The organism is Mycobacterium sp. Dal123C01, from assembly GCF_052566995.1.
The window spans coordinates 1,527,490-1,547,567 of record NZ_CP199580.1; the positions used below are offsets into that span (position 1 = coordinate 1,527,490).

15 protein-coding genes and 1 pseudogene are annotated in these 20,078 nt (G+C 65.5%); 11 read left to right on the top strand and 5 right to left on the bottom strand.

Annotated elements, in window-relative coordinates; all coding sequences use genetic code 11:
* Positions 1-4 precede the first annotated feature (4 nt).
* The 4 genes from ACTXG5_RS07280 to ACTXG5_RS07295 are packed head-to-tail and all read left to right on the top strand — an operon-like array spanning position 5 to position 4,001.
* Positions 5-1,252, top strand: coding sequence for a sulfotransferase family protein (locus ACTXG5_RS07280; protein WP_445164300.1), 1,248 nt, complete (start codon positions 5-7; stop codon positions 1,250-1,252).
* Positions 1,253-1,261: 9 nt separating this feature from the next.
* Entirely contained in the window at positions 1,262-2,521 is a 1,260-nt protein-coding gene (locus ACTXG5_RS07285; protein ID WP_445163041.1) for an MBL fold metallo-hydrolase, read from the top strand.
* 21 nt (positions 2,522-2,542) lie between these two features.
* Positions 2,543-3,028, top strand: coding sequence for a VOC family protein (locus tag ACTXG5_RS07290; protein WP_445163042.1), 486 nt, complete (start codon positions 2,543-2,545; stop codon positions 3,026-3,028).
* A gap of 1 nt (position 3,029) precedes the next feature.
* Positions 3,030-4,001, top strand: coding sequence for an LLM class flavin-dependent oxidoreductase (locus ACTXG5_RS07295; RefSeq protein ID WP_445163043.1), 972 nt, complete (start codon positions 3,030-3,032; stop codon positions 3,999-4,001).
* Positions 4,002-4,297: 296 nt separating this feature from the next.
* Here the strand turns inward: ACTXG5_RS07295 and ACTXG5_RS07300 are convergent, their stop codons facing one another.
* The 3 genes from ACTXG5_RS07300 to ACTXG5_RS07310 form a co-directional block, all read right to left on the bottom strand.
* Positions 4,298-5,620 (bottom strand): M1 family metallopeptidase, encoded by a 1,323-nt coding sequence (locus tag ACTXG5_RS07300; RefSeq protein WP_445163044.1) that lies wholly within the window; start codon positions 5,618-5,620, stop codon positions 4,298-4,300.
* Positions 5,617-9,561 carry a Pls/PosA family non-ribosomal peptide synthetase gene (locus ACTXG5_RS07305; RefSeq protein ID WP_445163045.1) on the bottom strand — a complete coding sequence of 1,315 codons (3,945 nt, stop codon included), beginning with the start codon at positions 9,559-9,561 and terminating at the stop codon, positions 5,617-5,619. Before ACTXG5_RS07305 ends, ACTXG5_RS07300 begins: the two co-directional genes overlap by 4 nt.
* Positions 9,562-9,626: 65 nt before the next feature.
* Positions 9,627-10,286, bottom strand: coding sequence for a GntR family transcriptional regulator (locus ACTXG5_RS07310; protein ID WP_445163046.1), 660 nt, complete (start codon positions 10,284-10,286; stop codon positions 9,627-9,629).
* Between the two features lie 67 nt (positions 10,287-10,353).
* On the opposite strand from ACTXG5_RS07310, the gene ACTXG5_RS07315 reads away from it, so the two are divergent.
* From ACTXG5_RS07315 to ACTXG5_RS07335, 5 genes and pseudogenes are all read left to right on the top strand, one after another.
* Entirely contained in the window at positions 10,354-11,727 is a 1,374-nt protein-coding gene (locus ACTXG5_RS07315; protein WP_445163047.1) for an LLM class flavin-dependent oxidoreductase, read from the top strand.
* The gene (locus ACTXG5_RS07320) at positions 11,720-12,904 is read left to right on the top strand and encodes a CaiB/BaiF CoA transferase family protein (RefSeq protein WP_445164301.1); all 1,185 of its coding nucleotides are present in this window, start codon (positions 11,720-11,722) and stop codon (positions 12,902-12,904) included. Before ACTXG5_RS07315 ends, ACTXG5_RS07320 begins: the two co-directional genes overlap by 8 nt.
* 18 nt (positions 12,905-12,922) lie before the next feature.
* Positions 12,923-13,831 (top strand): HpcH/HpaI aldolase/citrate lyase family protein, encoded by a 909-nt coding sequence (locus tag ACTXG5_RS07325; protein WP_445163048.1) that lies wholly within the window; start codon positions 12,923-12,925, stop codon positions 13,829-13,831.
* 83 nt (positions 13,832-13,914) lie between these two features.
* Positions 13,915-14,070: a hypothetical protein gene (locus ACTXG5_RS07330; protein WP_267733058.1), complete on the top strand. Its 156-nt coding sequence runs from the start codon at positions 13,915-13,917 to the stop codon at positions 14,068-14,070.
* A gap of 186 nt (positions 14,071-14,256) precedes the next feature.
* Positions 14,257-14,955 (top strand): annotated as a pseudogene (locus ACTXG5_RS07335) (type 1 glutamine amidotransferase domain-containing protein).
* Here the strand turns inward: ACTXG5_RS07335 and ACTXG5_RS07340 are convergent.
* Together ACTXG5_RS07340 and ACTXG5_RS07345 are read right to left on the bottom strand one after the other, a co-directional pair.
* Complete coding sequence (locus tag ACTXG5_RS07340) at positions 14,886-16,466, bottom strand: MFS transporter (RefSeq protein WP_445163049.1); 1,581 nt, start codon at positions 16,464-16,466, stop codon at positions 14,886-14,888. The pseudogene ACTXG5_RS07335 and the gene ACTXG5_RS07340 overlap by 70 nt on opposite strands.
* Positions 16,463-17,005, bottom strand: a complete 543-nt coding sequence (locus ACTXG5_RS07345) for a TetR/AcrR family transcriptional regulator (protein WP_445163050.1) — start codon at positions 17,003-17,005, stop codon at positions 16,463-16,465. The genes ACTXG5_RS07340 and ACTXG5_RS07345 overlap by 4 nt, the downstream gene beginning before the upstream one ends.
* Positions 17,006-17,179: 174 nt before the next feature.
* On the opposite strand from ACTXG5_RS07345, the gene ACTXG5_RS07350 reads away from it, so the two are divergent.
* On the top strand, positions 17,180-18,544 hold the full coding sequence (locus ACTXG5_RS07350) for an FAD-binding oxidoreductase (protein ID WP_445163051.1): 1,365 nt from the start codon (positions 17,180-17,182) through the stop codon (positions 18,542-18,544).
* A 353-nt stretch (positions 18,545-18,897) separates the two neighbouring features.
* The gene (locus tag ACTXG5_RS07355; RefSeq protein ID WP_445163052.1) at positions 18,898-19,692 is read left to right on the top strand and encodes a bestrophin-like domain; all 795 of its coding nucleotides are present in this window, start codon (positions 18,898-18,900) and stop codon (positions 19,690-19,692) included.
* Positions 19,693-20,078: the final 386 nt, after the last annotated feature.

Consider the following 20,078-nt stretch of genomic DNA (forward strand, 5'->3'; position numbering starts at 1 on the left):
CGACATCACTGATATCGATTTCGACGATCTGACGTCGCCGCAGCTGACCGATGTCCAGCGTCAGATTCTGGAATTCACCGAGGCCAAACGCGTCGAGTTCGACATCGATCGGATGCTTGCCGAGGCCGTCGAGCAAGCTTGTGTCGGCGATCTGGACGACACAGACGGTTTTGGTGACCGCCTGACCGCACACGTCGCCGCGATCGAAGCCGACGACGGCCTGCGGGAGCTGACCCGCTCGACCTTGCGGCAACGGGTAATTCGGCTGCTGCGAAACCGGTTGTCGCTGACCGAGTTCGTCAAGCGGTATCCCGAGATCGAGTCGATCCCGATCGAGAAGCCCTTCATCGTCGTCGGGATGCCCCGATCCGGCACCACTCATTTGGTGAATCTCATTGCGGTTGATCAGCGCCGGCGCTCGTTGCCGTATTGGGAAAGCCAGGATCCGATACCGGCTCGACGCCAGGGCCCCGACATCTTCGGGCTTGATCCCCGCTACACGCGAGCCAAGATCGAACACGACGCGCTGATGGCGAGCGCCCCGGTGGTGGCTGCCATGCACGACCGCTTCCCCGAGGCGATCGAGGAGGAAGTCGAACTCCTCGACCTCGACCTGGCCTCCTATGTCTTGGAATGGCACGCGCGCGTGCCTGATTGGCGTGACTTTTACCTGGCACTCGATCAAACTCGGCACTACGCGTACTTGAAGAAGGTCTTGCAGGCGCTGACCTTTTTGCGCGGCCCGCAGACCTGGATTCTCAAGAGTCCCCAGCACTGTGAGCAGCTCGGCCCGCTGATGGCGACCTTCCCCGACGCGACCGTCGCCTTCACCCACCGCGATCCCGTCGCGGTCGTGCAGTCGGCGATCACGATGATGGCCTACTCCGATCGGCTGCGCCGGACGAGCATCGACCCGGGTTGGCTGTTGGATTACTGGACCGACCGGGTGCACCGGCTGCTCAGCGCGTGTGTCCGCGACCGCGAGCTGGTGCCGGCCGAACGCAGCATCGACATCAACTTCCACCAGCTCAACGGCAACGAGATGCCGTTGCTCGACGAGCTTTACCGGCGCGCCGGAGTCGAAGTGACGCCTAAGGTGCGTAAGCGGTTCCAGCACTACCTGGATGGCAATCCACGCGGCAAGCACGGCCGTATCCGCTACGACTTGCAACGGCACTTCGGTGTCTCGCCCGACGAACTGCGCGGGCGTTTTGGGTTTTACTTCGACCGGTTCGACGTCCGCCCCGAATGAGGAGCATCGATGGGTAGCCAAGACTTCGAGCCGGTCTATCGCAGCAGGCCGGGTGCTGATGGTCTGCGGCCGGCGACTGCCGAACAGGCCGAGCAGATGGCCCCGGGACTGTGGTGCTCGCCGGGCCTGTCGAATGCCTACCTGCTGACCACCGGTGACGGTCGGGTGATCGTCAACACCGGGATGGGCTTCGAGGGCCCGGTGCATCGGGCCAACTTCGACGCCGTCGACTCCTCGCCGGTGCGCTACATCATCTTCACCCAGGGCCACGTGGACCATGTCGGCGGTCTGGACAGCGTCCGTGATTCCGATACAACCGTTGTGGCCCAGGCGAATTGGACGCAGTGGCGAGACGACAATGAACGCCTCATCCCGTACCGCGCCAGCCGCAGCGCCTTCGCTTTCAAGGACACCTTGGCGACCGGCGTCCGAGCCATTCAACGTCGTCTGGGTACAACGCGGCTGCCCGGCCAGAGCGTTCCCGCCGTCGACCTCGACTTCGAGGACACGCTCACCCTCGAAGTCGGCGGCCGGCGACTGGAGCTGATCGCAGTCCCCGGCGGTGAGACCACCGACTCGTTGGTGATATGGCTGCCCGATGAGCGAATCTGTCTGTGCGGAAACACCTTCGGCCCGATATTCGGACACATTCCCAATCTTGTCACGATTCGCGGCGACCGCTACCGTGACGCCCTAACCGCCATCGCGTCAGTCGAACGGGTACGCGATCTGCAGCCCGAACTCCTGGTGACTGGTCACTTCGAACCGATCGCGGGAGCTGATCGCATCCACGCCGAGCTCACCCGGCTGCGCGACGCCATCGAGTACATTCACGACCAGACCGTGGCCGGGATGAACGCTGGAAAGGATGTTCAGACCCTGATGCGCGAGATCACCTTGCCCGCGGAATACGAAGTGGGCCAGGGCTATGGAAAAGTCTCCTGGGATGTGCGGGCGGTGTGGGAGAACTATTCGGGCTGGTTCCACCACCGGTCGACCACCGAGCTCTATCCCATCGGGTTCGACGCGGTCGGCGCCGACGTGGTGGAACTGGCCGGCGTCGACGCGCTTGTGGATCGAGCGCGAGCACACCTCGCCGATGACCGCCCGCTGCACGCCATCCACCTTGCCGAGCTCGTCACCAGCACGCAGCCGGACCATCCCGGGGCGCGCGAAGTGCTGAAGGAAGCCCACGAAAGCCTGCTGGGCAGCACCACCAATTTCTGGGAAAGAGCCTGGCTCTCGCGACAGATAGCGAGTAACTCTTGACGGCACGGGAAGGACATCACTATGGCATTTGCCTTGCAGCCTAAGGACTTCTATCACACCGGCATCGTGGTGCCCGACCTTGACGCCGCGGCGGCTCGGCTCAGCGCATTGGCCGGCTACCGGTGGATCACTCCGCTCAGCTATACATTGCCCTTCCGCACCACGGCCGGCGTTCGCGAACTGACTTCGACGATCGTCTACTCCGTGCAGAGCCCGTACATCGAACTGGTCCAGGAGGTTCCCGGAACCCCATGGACGGCCGCGCCGGGTAATTCCGTCCACCACGTCGGCTATTTCACCGACAACCTCGTCGAGACCGCGCGCGCGTTGGAGAGCAACGGTTTCACCTTCGAAATGACCGGTGAGGTACCGGGGTCAGAGTTTGGCATGTTCGCGTACTACGTGGACAACTTTGGCACCCGGGTCGAAATCGTCGACCGCGCGCTGTTTCCCGACTTTGCCGCATTCGTTGAGTCCATCGCCGCGCCGGCCCCCGACGGAGCCTGACATGGTACTGACGGTGCTGCGCTTCAACTTCGCCTCACCGCAGGGAGAGCCACGCACGCAGAGCAAGCTGTTGTCGGCCGCTCTCGAACTGGCGCAATGGGGTGAGTCCCATGGCATCACCACGGTGAGCGTGGACGAGCACCACGCGACCGGCCACGGATGGAGCTGCAACCCGATCATGGCCGCGGCAATGTTCCTCGCGCGCACCTCGACCATGATCGCCAGCGTGGACTGTGCGCTGGGGCCGTTGTGGAACCCGGTCCGGCTCGCCGAAGACATGGCGCTCGTTGACAACATGAGTCGCGGCCGGCTGCACACGACGGTGGGGTTGGGCTACCGAACCGTCGAATACGAAGCGCTCCGAATGGATTTCAGTAAGCGGGGCGCGCTGATGGACAGCCTGGTCGAGCGGATGCTGGCAGTCTGGTCCGGGGTCGAGTCCGACGCGGGGATTTGTACCGGCACCTGGAGCCGGCCGCATCCGCCGCTGTATATCGGCGGCGGCGCACGTGCCACCGCACGCCGCGCGGCGCGTTTCGGGCTGCCGCTCAGCCTGGCCGACCATCTGCCCGACATTGCTGCCTACTACCGCGAATTGTGTTCCGCCGCGGGCATCAAGCCATTCATCTTGATGCCCGGGCCAGTCAATCGCGGAATGATTTATCTGCACGAGGACCCGGACCGGGCGTGGGCTGAGCTCGGGGAGCACATCCTCTGGGAGGCAGTCACTTACGGAGAATGGTCAACAGACCAACGTTCCCTGATGCACCTGCCCGGTGTCGAGACGCTGGATGAGGTCAGAGCATCGGGGCGATACCGGTTCCTGACTCCCGATCAGCTCATTGCCGAAGTCCGGGACAGCGACAATTACGGACCGCTGGTGATGCACCCGCTGGTCGGCGGCATGCCCGTCGACGAAGCGTGGAAGTCGGTGCAGCTGCTGACCGACACCGTGCTGCCCGCGCTGAGCTGACCCTCCGTTTCAGACTGCGTGATTGCGCTCGCGGATAGCGGGTATCGCTGACGAATACCGACTCAACGATGAGGAGGGGTTTCGATGAGCACTCGCGCTGTGAAAAAGGGATTCGCGCTGCTGAGTACTGCGGCAGTGCTTGTTATGGCGGTCGCGTGCGGAGGCGGCGGCGGGAATATGGCTGGCACGCCGGCGACATCGCCAGCGACTTCGTCGGCCCAGACGCAGGCGCCTGGTACGCAAACCAATCCGGTAAGTCCGGGCGGAGGCGGAGGCTGAGCCCACTCGCTAAACGGTCACGGCACTTCCGTCGAGTACAGCCACGCGTCCCACAGCGGCCGCAGCGTTTCGTCGGAATAGTTGGCTGCCAGCCCGGTGAAGTCGTCGGTGACGGCAGTGCCGTGGCGATGCCGAGACGCCCAATCCTTCAGCAGTGCAAAGAAATTATCGTCGCCCAGCCGGCCCCGCAGCGCATGCAGGGTCAACGCGCCGCGCTTGTAGACGCGGTCGTCGAACATGTCGCGCGCGCCGGGATCAGTGAGTAGCAGATCTTGTGGCTTAGTGCGTAGCTGCGCGTGGTGATGCTGGGCGAGTTCGTCGGCGCTGGGCCCACCGCTGTGCTCGGACCACAGCCACTCCGCGTAACACGCGAATCCTTCGTGCAGCCAGATATCGCGCCACCGGCCCGCGGTCACCGAGTTACCGAACCACTGATGCGCCAATTCATGGGCGATGAGCCGTTCGCTGGACTGCGTTCCGTCGCAATGGTTGGCACCGAAGATCGAAATCCCCTGGGCCTCAAGGGGGATTTCCAGCGGATCGTCGGTGACAACCACTGTGTAGGCGCTGGCCAGCGGATACGGTCCGAACAATTCGATGAACAACGTCATCATCTCGGGTTGGCGGGCGAAGTCGTGGTCGAAGTCCCGACGTAGCCGTTCGGGTACCGCGGCCTGTATCGACACCGGTGTCCTGGCCAGCTGCCGCATTTCGTAGTTGCCGATCTGCAGGGTGATGAGGTAGGTCGACGTGGGCTCACGCTGTTCATACGTCCACACCGTCCGGGAGGCTCGGACCCGGCGCGACAGCAGCTGGCCGTTGGCGATCACCCGGTACCGGCTCTCGGTGCTGATCTGAATATGGAACGCGGCTTTGGCGCTGGGATGGTCGTTGCAGGGGAACCACGACGCCGCGCCGTTGGGCTGCCCGGCGACCAGCACGCCGTCGGTCAACTCCTCGAAACCGACGTCGCCCCACAGTGAACGGAGCGGTCTCGGCGAACCGCCGTATCGCACCACGATCGACAACGCGGCTCCGGTCGGAAGCTTTGAGCCCATCCGGATGCGCAATTTTCCGCCGCGGCAGGAGAATTGGTCCACCCGTTTGCCGTTCACCGATACCTTCGACACCGTCAACGTGTTGGACAAGTCGAGCGTGAGTTGCTGCAACTCGGTAAGCGTGACGGCGGTGATCGTGGCCGATCCGGACAGTCGGTTCAGCGCGACGCGGTACTCGAGATCCAGCTCGTAACGCGATACCTGGTAGCCGGAGTTGCCGTTCTTCGGCAGGTATTCGTCGATCACTTCGGGCGACGGCGCTTTCTTAGCGGAAGCTTTCACGCCGCGGTGTCCTGGGCGCCACGGCCCGAGGCGGCCTTGCGCGCCTTCTTGCGGCTGGGATTCCACGGCTTGATCGGATTTCCTTGCCAGCGTGTCGATCCCGGCACCTCGTCGCCGCGCACCACTAGGGAGGCCGGACCGACGGTCGAGCCGGCGCCGAGCCGGGCGGCGGGTAGCGCAACGCAATGCGGCCCCAGCGTTGCGCCGGGTTCCAGCACGACGCTGTCCATGCGCATGATCCGGTCGTGGAACAGGTGTGTCTGCACCACGCAGCCGCGGTTGACGGTGGAGCCGTGGCCCAGGGTGACGAGGTCGGCCTCGGGGAGCCAATAGGTTTCGCACCACACGCCGCGCCCGATGCGGGCGCCCAGCGCGCGCAGCCACAGGTTCAGGATCGGCGTCCCGCTGGCCGCCCGCGCGAACCACGGCGCGGCAACGGTTTCGACGAACGTGTCGGCGACTTCGTTGCGCCACACGAACGACGACCACAGCGGAAATTCGCCGGCCCTGATTCGGCCGACCAGAAGCCATTTCGCGACGATCGTGATTGCACCGGCGATCGCGCCCGCCGCCAGCAGCACCAGCCCGCCGCCCAGTGCCGCCCACCAGATGCCGAATATCCTTGCCAGCGCCTGCAATCCGCCCAGCACGGCCAGTCCGATCGCGACCGACACGATCACCGGTAGCAACCGCAGCGTTTCCACCACCGCCCGCATCGCCTTCAGCTTCCGCGGCGGGTCATACGTCGTGGCCGCATCGGCGTCGGCCGGGCGACGACGCAGCCGCATCGGCGGGCTGCCAAGCCAGGACGAGCCACGCTTGGCCTTCGGTGGCGTGGCCGACAACACCGCCACCAGTCCGTCGTCGGGGACCCGGCGGCCCGGTTGGGTGATACCGGAATTGCCGAGGAACGCGCGCCGGCCGACGGTCGTTTTCGCCGCGTAGATCCAGCCGCCGCCGAGTTCGTACGAGGCGACCATGGTGTCGTCGGCCAAGAACGCGCCGTCCTCGATCACGGTGAACTTCGGCGTCAGCAACACCGTCGAGATCTCGGTGCCGTGGCCGACGTCGGCGCCCAGCAGCCGCAGCCACGTCGGGGTCAGCAGGCCGGCATAGAGCGGGAACAGATAGTTGCGTGCGGCGTCCATCAGCCGCTCGGTGGCCCATAGCTGCCAGCCGGCTCGACTGCGCACCGGGTGATAGCCCTCGCGCAACCCGAGCGACAGCATCCTTACCCCGAGCACCGTCAGCAGTGCGTAGACCGTGAACGCGGCGAGCGCCGCGACCGGTGTCCAGAGCAGCGCCGGAACCACGGCCTGCCCCAGGCGGTGCGTGTGGCGGACGGCCAGCCCGATGACCGCGAGACCGGTCCCCACCGCGATCAGCGGCAGGGCGCCGAGCAGGACCGACGTGAATCCGTACATCGCGACCCAGCGCGTCCTGCGCGGCGGCCGTTCGTCCGGCCACGGGTGGTTGACCCGGCCGGACTTCACCGCCGGCGAGCCCTTCCAGTACTGGCCGTTCTTGATCTTGTCCAGCACGCCCGAGCCCGGAGCCACGTCGGCGTTCTTGCCGACGACGGCGCCGGGCAGCAACGTGGTCCGGGCGCCGACCGTCGCGTCGTTGCCGATCGTGATGTCGCCGACGTGGAAGGCGTCCCCGTCAATCCAGTGACCGCACAGGTCCACTTCGGGTTCGACGGCGCAGCGATGTCCAAGCGTGAGGAGCCCGGTGACCGGCGGCAGCGAATGCAGGTCGACACCCCTGCCGATCTTGGCGCCGAGCGCGCGGGCGTAGTACACCAGCCACGCTGCCCCGGACAGGTTGTGGGCGCCGATCGCTTCGGCGAGCCGTTCGGTGAACCAGATCCGCAGGTGCACCGAGCCGCCGCGACGATAGGTGCCCGGCCGCACCTTCGACAGCAGCACCCGCGCGCACAACACCGTGATGCCCATCCGGCCCACCGGCGTGATGAACACGACGAACGCCACCGCGATCACCCACCAGTTCACCGCCACGGTCCACGGCACCACGTGCAGGGCGCGGGCGACGTTATTGCCCAGCGCCAGCCACGTCAACCACGGCAGCGCCGACAGCGTCGCCAACGGCACGGCAAGCAGGGTCTGCGTGAACCGCGTCAGCCACGGCGTCGGCCGGACCGTGCGCTCGGCGACCTGCGGCGGCGGCTCGAGTTCGTCGAGGAACCCGGCGAGCGAGCCCAACCGGGGGTGGTCGTACACGTCGGCAACGGTGACCTGCGGGTACCGCTGCCGCAAGGCGGCGACGAGTTGCGCGGCGGCCAGCGAGCCGCCGCCGAGTGCAAAGAAGTCCGCCTCCGGAGTGTCGACTTGATCGGTCTGGAAAGCGCCGAGTAAGTCCCGCCACAGTCCGGCCAGCCAGCCGGTCGTGCCGCTCAGATCGGCCGACTCGTCCGATTCGCCACCCGGCGGCGGCGGCCACGGCAGCGCCTCGCGGTCGACCTTGCCCGACGTGCGGGTGGGCAGCTCGTCTACCCGGACGAGCCGCGGCACCAGCGAGGCGGGCAGCTGCTCGGCGAGCCGGGCGCGCGCCTCGCGCAGGTCGAATTCCGGGTCCGCGCTCACGAGATAGCCGACCAGCACTGGCGTGCCGGTGGCGGTGTGGCGAATCGCGGCCGCTCCGCCACTGACCCCGGGCAGGTGCACCAGCGCCGAGTCGACCTCGCCCAGCTCGATACGCCGGCCCCCGACCTTGACCTGGTCGTCGCTTCGGCCGCAGAAATACAGCCCGTCGCGTTCCAGGCGCACCAGATCGCCGCTGCGGTAGGCGCGTGACCAGCCCAGCGAAGGCATCGCGGCGTACTTCTCGGCGTCTTTGTCCTTGTCCAGATAGCGGGCCAGCCCGACGCCGCCGATCACCAGCTCGCCGACGTCGCCGTAGGCGACCGGCAGAAAGTCGGCGTCCACGACGGCCAGGTCCCAGCCCGGCAGCGGCATCCCGATACTGATCGGCCCGGCGCCGTCGATCTTCGCCGCGCACGCGACGACCGTGGCCTCGGTCGGGCCGTAGGTGTTCCACACTTCCCGGCCGTCGACGGCGAGCCGCTCGACCAGCTCCGGCGGGCAGGCCTCACCGCCAAAGATCAACAGCCGCACCGCTTCCAGCGCCTCGCTGGGCCACAGCGCGGCCAGCGCGGGCACCGTCGACACCACGGTCACGTCGCGGGTGACCAACCAGGGACCCAGGTCCATTCCGCTGCGCACCAGCGAGCGCGGCGCGGGAACCAGGCAGGCGCCGTGCCGCCAGGCCAACCACATTTCCTCGCACGACGCGTCGAAAGCCACCGACAGCCCGGCAAGAACTCTGTCGCCAGGGCCAATCGGGTTGTCCTGCAAGAACATTTGCGCCTCGGCGTCGACGAACGCGGCGGCGCTGCGGTGGTTGACGGCCACGCCCTTCGGCGTGCCGGTCGATCCGGAGGTGAAGATGATCCAGGCGTCGTCGCGGGCCAGCGGCGCCGTGGCCCGCCAGCCCCGGGATGAGCCGACGCCCCGCAGCAGGCCCGCTTCGGTGATGACGCCGACGACGTTGGCCTCGGTGAATACCAATTCGGCGCGTTCGTCGGGGTCGTCGGCGTCGACGGGCACGTACGCCGCGCCGGTGGCCAGCGTCGCCAAGATCGCCACATACAGCGCGTAGGTGCCCGACGGCATCCGGATGCCGATCCGGTCGCCGCGGCCGATGCCGCGGGCGGCCAGCCATTCCACGCTGGCCTCGATGTCGCTGATCAGCTCGCTGTAGGTGAGCTGGACGGTGCCGTCGTCAATCGCCGTCGCGTCCGGGTAGCGCGTAGCGGTCTCATAAATGATGTCGATCAGCGTGCGCGGGCTCGGGGCGGCTGGCGACAGCAAGTACTGCGTCGGGACTCGCGCAGGGACCGGAGGCCGAAGAGGCGAAGTCACTCCACGAAAATACTCATATCCCGGCGGCGCGCCCGCGAGCGCGCGCGGCGTGTGACGGGTGAGCCTCAGACGGTGCGGCGCTGCTCGAGCCAGTCGGCCAGCGAGTGCCCGGCACCCAGGACGTGTCGTTCGGCGATCGTGCGGGCCCGCTCGGCGTCCTTGTCGCCGAGCGCGTCGAGCAGCTCTTGGTGCTCGACGAGCGAATGCTTCTCGTGGTCGGGGAACAAGGTGAGAAAGTTGCTCGGCACCACGCGTGCAGCCTGCTTAATCTGCGTCATCAGCCGCGGCGAGTGCGCGGCGCGGTGGATCTTTTGGTGGAAATGCCAGTTGGCCTCGCCGATGCTGTCGTCACCGGAGCGTGCGACCACATCTGCCGCGATTTCGCGCAGCATGGCGAGTTCGTCGGGCTCGATTCGTTCGGCCGCCCACGCCGCTGCCTGTCCGGTGAGAACGCCCAGGATCGTGAAGCTGTCCTTGACATCGGTGGGACTGATGCCGATCACGGTGACGCCACTGCGCGGCGCGACCTGGACCAACCCTTCGAACGAGAGCTCCAGCAGCGCCTCGCGGACCGGGGTCCGGCTGGTCGCGAACTCCGCGGTGATCGCGTCGAGGTCGACCCGCGAGCCGGCGGGCAGGGCGCCGGTCAGGATCCGATCCCTGAGTTCGCGGGCGGCCCGTTCGCGCACGGTGCCGGAGATGTCGATCCCGGAAGACGAAGCCATCGGGGAATGCTATCAAACCGCACATCTAGCATTTGAAATCTGAAATATCAGATGTTAGATTTCGACTATGGTTGATCGACGACAAGACAAGATGGCCCTCGTTGCTTTCATGCAGGCGGGCAGTACTTCCGTCTACGCCGGATCGTGGCGACACCCCGCGACCGAACACGGCTACCTCGACGCTTCCTACTACGCCAAGATCGGCCGCCAACTCGAAGAAGGTTGCTTTGACTTGATGTTCTTCGACGACCGACTAGCGATGCCCGGGGTGTACGGGGGATCGGTGGACGACGCGGTCGCCTACGGGGCCCGTCCGGTCAAATTGGACCTCAGCATCGTGCTCGGGGTGCTGGCGCAGGCCACCTCGCGAATCGGGCTCGGCGCGACCTACTCGACCACCTACTATCAGCCGTTCCACGTAGCCCGAACCTTCGCCACACTCGATCACCTGTCCGGCGGGCGGGCCGCCTGGAACGTGGTCACCTCGGTCAACGACAGCGAGGCGCAGAACTTCGGGATCGACGCCCACTTGGGCCATGACGAACGCTATGACCGCGCCGACGAGTTCATGGACGTGGTGGCGGGCCTCTGGGACACCTGGGAAGACGGCGCGATCCTGCACGACCGGGCGGCCGGGCGGTATGCGGACCCGGCCAAGGTGCACGAACTCGGACATGTCGGCAAGTTCTTCTCCTCGCGCGGACCGCTGACCGTACCGCGCACCCCGCAGGGCAGGCCGGTCATCATCCAGGCCGGTTCTTCGGGTCGTGGCCGCGAATTCGCTTCGCGCTGGGCGGAATTGATCTTCACCGGGGACCCGGGCATCGAGGTCGCGCGCAGCCACTACGCGGACCAGAAAGACCGCATCGCCGATGCCGGGCGTGATCCTGCCACGGTACGAATCTGCCCGATGGCCTACGCTGTGGTGGGCGAGTCCGAGGCCCACGCCAAGGAGCGCGAAGCTTTGTTCCTCAACGAACTGGTTCATCCCATGGCATCACTGACGTTGTTGTCGGAGTTGATGAATTACGACTTCGCGCAACACGATCTGGACGACCCGGTCACCGACGAGCTGATCGCATCGGTCTCCGGCATTCGGGGGCTGGTACAGAACCTGCGCACCCACATCGGTGGTGACACGGTGACCGTCCGCGATCTGGCTGGCCATCGCGCGACGCTGCTGCAGGGACCGCGCTTCGTCGGCACCGGCGAGCAAGTTGCCGACCAGATGGCGGACTGGTTCGAAAGCGGATCCTGCGACGGTTTCGTCCTGGCGGCAACGCATCTGCCCGGCGCATTCGAAGACGTTGTGCGGATGGTAGTTCCGGAACTGCAACGACGCGGGCTGTTCCGCACGCAATACGAGTCCTCGACATTGCGCGGACACCTTGGGCTGCAACGGCCCTCGAACACCCGAGTGGGCGCCGGTGCGAATGCTTGACGGCGTGCGAGTGCTCGACCTTGCCACTTTGGCGGCCGCCCCACTGGTGGCGACCTACCTGGGCGAGTTCGGCGCCGACGTGATCAAGGTCGAAGAACCGCGACAGGGCGATCCGATCCGCGGTTGGGGCAATCAGCGCGACGGGGTCGGGCTGATGTGGAAGTCGTTGTCGCGCAACAAGCGATCAATCACCCTGGATCTGCGCTGCGCCGAAGGCCAGGCACTGGTTCGTCGCCTCGTCGAGCATGCCGATGTCGTCATCTTCAACACCCGGCCGCAGACATTGCGCAAATGGGGTCTGGACTACGAGAGCCTGCGCGCGGTCAACGACCGGATCGTGATGCTGCATATCACGGGATACGGGTTGACCGGGCCGAAGAGTGAGCGCCCGGGATTCGGCACGCTCGGCGAGGCGATGAGCGGGTTCGCTCACGTCACCGGCCCGGCCGGCGGGCCGCCCACGCTGCCGCCGTTCATGTTGGCCGACGGCGTCGCATCGTTGAACGCCACCTACGCGGTCATGATGGCGCTGTACCACCGCGATGTGCACGGTGCACCGGGGCAGTTGATCGACGTCAACCTGATCGACCCGCTGGCCCGGCTGCTGGAGCAGACGCTGCTGAGCTACGACCAATTGGGCCTGGTGCCCGAGCGGGCCGGCAATCGATGGGACATCTCGGCTCCGCGCAACACCTACCGCACCGCCGACGGACGGTGGCTGGCCATGTCCGGAAGCTCGCCGGCGCTGGCGCTGCGGGCGTTCCGGGCCATCGGCCGAGACGACCTACTGTCCGACCCCGACTTCTCCGACCCCCAACGGCGACTGGCCCGGGCCCGTGAGGTCGATGACGTGGTCGCGGAATGGGTTGCCACCAAGACTCTTTCGGAGGCGATGGAGGTCTTCGAAGCCCACGAGGTCGCTGCGGCACCCGTCTATGACATCCGCGATCTGGTCGCCGACGAGCAGCTGGCGCATCGCGAAGTGTTCATCTCGGTCGAGGACCAACAGCTCGGACCGATGACGGTGCAGGCTCCGGTCCCGCGTTTCTCGGCGGCGTCCGGAACGGTCGGCCATCTCGGACCACGCCTCGGTGAACACAACGCCGAAGTCTACGGCGAGCTACTCGGCTTGACTCCCAACGAGATTGACGATCTGCGCGCCCGCGGCGTGTTGTGACGGAAGGAATTCTTCACGGTGACTGATCTTCTCCGTCGTTCCGAACTCGCGGTACCCGCGAGCAACGACAACATGTTCGAGAAGGGCGCCAAGTGCGGCGCGGACCTCGTGTTCCTCGACCTCGAGGACGCGGTACCCCCGGCCTACAAGGAGGAATCGCGCGTCAAGGCGATCGCCGCGCTCAATGACATCGACTGGGGACACACCGCGCGTGCGATCCGGATCAACGGCCTGGACACCCAGTGGTGTCACGATGACGTCGTCGACGTTGTCACCAAGGCCGGGAAGAACCTCGACACGATCATCATCCCCAAGGCCCGCCGGGCGCGCGATGTCTGGTGGGTGGACGTGCTGCTGACCCAGCTCGAGTCGAAACTTGGTCTGAGCAACCGGATTCGACTCGAGGTTCTCATCGAGGAAGTGGAAGGCCTTGCCAACGCGGAGGAGATCGCCGCGGCCAGCCCGCGGCTGGACGCGTTGATCTTCGGGGTCGGCGATTTCTCGCTGTCGCAGGGTGCGCGGGTGGACACCAACTTCGTCCCAGTCGGCGAATACCCCGGTGAATTCTGGGCTTACGCCCGCAACAAGGTGATCGTGGCGGCGCGCATTGCCGGCATCGACGCGATCGACGCGCCCTATCCCGACTACCGGGACCTGGCGGGATATGAGCGCGACGCGCGACGCGCCTCCCTGCTCGGCTATACCGGCAAATGGGCCATCCACCCCGACCAGGTTGCGGTCGCCAACGGCGTCTACGCGCCGACCGCGGACGAGATAGCCCGTGCCGAAGCCAATGTCGCCGCCTACCGGGAGGCCGAGGCCAAGGGCCGCGGCGCGGTCGGGGTCAACGGTGTGCTGGTCGACGCCGCCCACGTGAAGCAGGCGGAGCAGACGCTGGCCCGCGCCGCGTTGATCAAGGACAACTAGCGATACCTGATTGAGGGCGTTCGCGGCGGGGTAAACCCGAGAAACGATCAATTCAACTGACGCCCAATAGAAAGGGGCAGGACGTGATAGTCCTAGGCATCATCCTTGTCGTCATCGGGTATTTCGCCGCAATCCCGATTCTGGAAACGCTCGGTGGCATCCTCGTGCTTGTTGGTGTGGTGTTGTGGATCCTTGGGGCAGTCGGACGTCCGGTGGGCGGCCGTAAAGTCTGGTTTTAGCGGCGCTGCGACTTGAGTGCCATCACGCCGAGTGTGCGTTGACGGTGTCGAGTGTGCGATCAGGGCGCTCAGCGTGCACGATTCCCGCCCCGAATGCACACTCGAGGCCGTGGGCGCACTGTCAAGGCGCACAAGTGGTTTCGATGCGTTGCCGGCGTTGCGGTGACGACACAGTATCTTGACTCCATGGCCAAGATACTGTTTGTCGTCAGCGCAACGAGTTACTGGACACTGTAAGGACGGCACCAGACACCCGACCGGGTATTGGGCCGAAGAGTTCGCGGCCCCCTACGACGCGCTCACCCGGGCCGGCCACGAAATCGTGGTGGCTACGCCCGGCGGCACGGTGCCGTACGTGGACGCGATGAGTTTGCGGCCGTCGATGGCCGGCAGCGCCGAAATCGCCGAACAACTCGAAGGAATCCTGCGCTCCGCCGAACAGCTGCGCAGGCCAATCCAACTCGCCAACGCCCGCTTGGACGACTACGACGCCGTGTATTACCCCGGCGGCCACGGCCCGATGGAAGACCTGTGGCGAGATGTCGACTCCGGTCGGCTACTCATCGCCGCCCTTGCGTCGGGCAAGCCGCTGGCGATCGTCTGCCCACGCACCGGTCGCCATCCTGGCCACCCGCCGCGACGGCGTATCACCCTTCGCGGGCTATCGGGTCACTGCGATCACTAACGACGAAGAGGACGGGGTCGGACTCCTCGAAAAAGCGCCATGGAACGGCCGAGGACGAACTGGTCAAGTTGGGCGTCGACTATGTCCGGGATGAAATGTGGAAGCCGTTCACCGTCGTGGACCGCAATCTCTACACCGGGCAGAACCCCGCCTCGGCTGGGCCGCTGGCCGAGGAATTGCTCAAAGTGCTGGCACGCTGACCGTTGGGCCAAGGCCCGAGGGCCGCAAGTGCTGGCGTCATTGGCGGCCTGAGCAGCATCCAGATACCGGCTGCCGACGCGAGCAACACTGCCGAACCGATGCCCGAGGCGATGGCCAGGCCACTGCTGAAGGCGTTCTTTGCGGCGGTCACGACGGCTAGCGCCTGGTCGGCGGGAAGCTGCTTCGCCGCTTCGATGGCGCTGGGTAACGAGTCCGCGGCATGCGAGGCGACCGCGTCCGAGGCACCGGGCGGAATCGCCAGCGCGTGGTACACGCCCGTCACGATGGATCCGAGTGTCGCAATGCCGAGCGCCATGCCCAGCTCGTAGCCGGTCTCCGACACCGCGGCCGCGGCACCTGCTCGCTCCGGCGGAACGCTAGTGAGGATGACGTCGCTGGCCGCGGTGAACGCCAGGCCGAGGCCGATGCCGAGGACAAAAAGGGCGATGGCGAGCTGCGGATAGGCGGTGGACGGCCTGATCAGCGCGAACGACGCCATCGCGAAACCAACCAGCGCCAGTCCGATCGAAAGAATCGCGCGCTGCGACGAATAGCGAATCGCCACCCCGGCGACCAGGCCAAATAAGGTCGCGCTCGCTGCCGCCGGGAGCTCAGCCAGCCCGGCTTTCAACGGGCTGTATCCCATCACAAGCTGGAAGAACTGGGACAGGAAGTACACCACGCCCGATAGGCCAAGCACCGCCAACAGGTTGGCGACGACCACTGTCGAGAATATGCGATTGCTGAACAGGCGTAATTCGATCAGTGGGGCGGGCAGCGTGAGTTGTCGCCGGACGAACAGCGCCAAGGCAGCGAGCCCGACGACCCCTACGGTCACGACGTCAGCGCGGATCCCATGTGCGCCCCCTTCCTGGAGGGCGTAAACGAGTCCGAGCATGCCGATCAGTGACAGCCCAACGCTGGACATGTCCCAAGGCCCAGGCATTGGGTTGCGTTGCTCCGGCAACAGCAAGACGCCGGCAGCTAACAGCACGACGCTCACCGGGACGTTGATCAAAAACACTGAGCCCCACCAGAAATGTTCCAGCAGCAGCCCGCCAATCACCGGACCCAAAACCGCGCCCGCCGAAAACGCCGCGGCCCAAATACCCACGGCCATACTGCGTTCCCTCGGCCGCTCAAACAAGACGCGGATCAACGCCAGCGTCGACGGTGCCAGCGTTGCCCCGGCCACACCCAGCAGCGCCCGGGCGACAATCAGCAGCCCAGCGGTCGGCGCATATGCCGTCGCCACCGAGGCAACGGCGAAAGCCGTGGCACCGCAAAGCAATAATTTCTTGTGGCCAATACGGTCGCCGAGGCTGCCCATCGTGACGAGTAGACCGGCCAGCACGAATGAGTAAATCTCGCCGATCCACAACACCTGCGTTGCCGACGTCCCGAGATCCCTACCGATGAACGGGATCGCGAGAGCCAGCACTGTGCCATCGACGCCGATCAGCAGCACTCCAAGGGTGAGCACCCCCAGCGCCAGCCAAGCGCGAGTCATGACCGGCCCACCCCGCGCAGCAGCAGGTCGGTGACCATGTCGGTAAATTCCCGACGTCCGGCGCCCCCGACCGAGACCACCCACGCCGCGCCGGCCATCAGGTTGAAGAACGCCTCGGTCAGCCAGAACGCGTTCAGGTCGGGGCGGAATTCGCCTTCCCGCTGACCGCGCAGGAACAGTTCCCTGACCTCAGCGTCGATTTCCGCCCACGCTTCCTTGGGCTGATTGGTCTCGAAATCCTGACTCTGCGTATAAAGCAGGTTGAGGTATCCAGACACCGGCTGGCACGCCGCCACCAAGCGCCGTAACGCCTCTGCGGCCGAGTCATCTTGTCCGCGACCGGCTTTCAGCGCTTCACGCAGGTGGGCGGTGGCAAACTGGTCAAGGGCCTCGAGGAGCGCCGCGCGCCCCGAGAAGTAGCGATGCAGAGTCGCACGGCTCACGCCGACGGCCGCGGCAATCTCGTCCTGAGTGGCGTTCGGCCGCCGAGCGAGGAAGTCCGCTGCGACGCGCAATACAGCCTCACGATCCAGTGCCATGATACGATGATATCTCATATGAGACGTGACTGTCTCACTCGAGATATCTACGGCAGCACCTCGATCGTCCACACATTTGCAAATTGCCTCTCGGCAAAGACCGCAACGCCCGTACAGTTGTGCCCACGCCAAGGCCAGGAGACCGAATGACAAAGCATCGCCGAGGTGACAGACATGACAGCACCCGCCAGCCGGCTCACCGGTGATGTTGTAGGTGCCGGCGATCCCCGGTACGAAGCGGCGCGTATCGGGTGGAACCATCTTCACTCCCACCACCCTGAAGCCATCGTCTTCTGCAGCAACACAACAGATGTCGTCAACGCCCTGGAATGGGCACAGCACAACGATGTCGCCGTTCGAGTGCGTAGCGGCGGTCACAGCCTGGAGGGCTGGTCGAGTGTCGACGGCGGCCTGGTCATCGATGTCAGCGGGCTGAAGTCGGCCCAGATCGACGCGGCCTCAGGTCTGGCGACAGTCGGGGCAGGGCTCAATCAACTGGAGGCAGTGACCGCGCTCGGCGCACACGGACTCGCGGCGCCGACCGGAACGGAAGGCAGTGTCGGCCTGGTCGGCGCGACCCTCGGTGGCGGCTTCGGCCTGCTCACCCGCAGCTTCGGTATGGCAAGCGACAACCTGATGGCGGTCGAGATCGTGATGGCCGACGAGGTGAACGGCGCCAAGGCGATCACCGTCGATGACACCTCCCACCCGGACCTCATGTGGGCGCTGCGCGGCGCCGGCAACGGCAACTTCGGCGTCGTCACCTCACTGACGTACAAGGTTCACCCGCTACCCCACGTCACCTATGTGACGGCGACATGGACAGGTCTCGACGACCTACGTGAAGTCTTCGACGCGTGGCAGCACTCGGCGCCCAACACCGACAGCCGTCTCACTAGCCAGCTCGAGATCGATCAAGGCGGAATCCAGTTGTTGGCCGCTCTCTGCTCAGGATCGGGCGTCGAGGCGACCGAACTGCTGGGGCCGATCCTGTCGGTCGGAGAGCCTCACGTAACCACTGCAACCGCACCTTGGGCCGACACCTACGCCGGTTTCCAGATACCCATTTCGGAGGAGCCCGCGAACTGGAAGTTCACTTCGCAGTTCATCATTGAACCCTTCCCGGCCGCCGCGATCGAGCTGATCGCTCAGTTCATGGCCAAAGCCCCTTCGCTGGGCTGCAACTACTTCACCAACGCCTTTGGCGGCGCGGTCAAAAGCAGCGAGGCCGCCGGTCGCTCGACATTCGCCCATCGCGACGCACTGTTCTACGCCGAGCCCGGTATCGGCTGGGGCGTTCGCGGTGGACCGGCCGCCGATGAACAGCTGACGGCGCAAATACTGGCCTGGATTGCGGAGTTCAGCGCGTCGTTGCAGCCCTACGTAGCCGGCGCCTACGTGAACGTGCCGAACGCCGGCATGGCTAATTGGGCCACGGCGTACTGGGGCACCAACCTCGACCGGCTGCGGACAGTTAAATCAAAATACGATCCCCGCAACATCTTTCGTTACGAGCAGAGCATTCCGCCGGCGACATAACCACCGCTTCGGGAGCTCAGAACACGCGCCGTGTTCCTCGGCCGGGGCTCCCACATCGCAGTACCGCTGTTGTCGCTTGTCTCATTAGGAAAGCCAGGCAAATTGATGACCCAAGTAATGACAGGCGACGAGGTCGCCGACGAGATATGCCGGGGTCGTGGGCTTGAACCGGAGCTGCAACACACTGGCGGCGCCACTGATCGTCGTGGGCTTGCCCGGCGCAGGTCTCGCGTACTTCCTTTTCGACTCCGGCGCTTCCTCCCGATTGAGTTGTCGACGCACCGGCAGATAGAGGAGGATCGTCCCGTCGTAGATCGTGGGCCCCGGCGCGATGCTCGTGAGGAGTGTGGCTTGTGAGTGCTTGGCTGGTGAGCAACGTCCCGTCGTGGCTGCTATTACTCGGACTCAACGGCCTCATCGCGGGCGGAGCAGTGCTAGCCCTGATATATGTCCGGCGTCGGTTCCCCGCGCTCAGGGGCGACGAGCGCAGCGAGGTGACACAGTTCGCCTTCATGTTGGTCGGTTTCGTGTACGCGTTCTTCACCGGTTTCATCGTTACCGCGATGTGGGGCCAGAACAACGCTGCGGACGACGACATGCGGGCCGAGGGCGCGACCGCAGTACAGATGGCCAGCGACCTCACCGTGTTCGACAAACCCGACAGCGACCGAATCCGCGGGGCGCTGCTGGCCTATGAACGCGCGGCGGTAACAGAGTGGCCGCTGGTCGCACACGGCGATACCTACCCGGCGGCCGGCCAAGCGCTGCAGGGTCTTCGCACCGCATACGACCAAGTTCAGCCGCGCACCGATACCCAAAAGACTTACCTCGCTACCTCTTTCGATTCCCTTCACAAGATCAGTCAGGCACGTACGGAACGGACGCTCCGGGCCCGCAGTGACAACGGCATGCCCTGGTCGCTGTGGACAGTCTTCTTCCTGCTCAGCGGGTTGGTCCTTGGCTCCGTCGTCGTATACGGCGTCGAGAAACCCAGCATTCACTACGTGTTGGTCGCGACCGTGGGCGTGCTGCTAGCAACCGACCTGTTCCTCGTCGTGGAACTTACCCACCCGTACATCGGCGACACCGCGACGTCCGCGGACTCACTGGGCGCGGCTATCCAATCCCTGTCGGCCGCCCCGGGGTAGACATCTCTGCTTGCCGGGGTCCACACCCGCAAGGCTCGATGTCGCTACCGCCACCTCGAATTCCACGAAATGCGATATACCTTCGTCCCCCGGCATAGCCTCAACCTAGGTTTGGGCGCACCCCCGCTGCCGGAAATTCCGGCTCCGCCCTGAACGGTCTCCGGAAAGAGTGTCGAATACTTTCCGATTGGCGGGAGTGGTCCTACCTGGCGGGCGGCCCACCTCGGGCGGCAACCACAAAAGGAAACATCATGACCACCACGCATCACCCCGACCGCACCACGCCGTCCAAAGTGAAAAAATTGGCCGCCAGAGCCGTTCTCGCCGGTGGCTTGGGGATGGCTGTTATGGGACTGCCCGCGGCAATGGCCAACGCAGACCCCGCA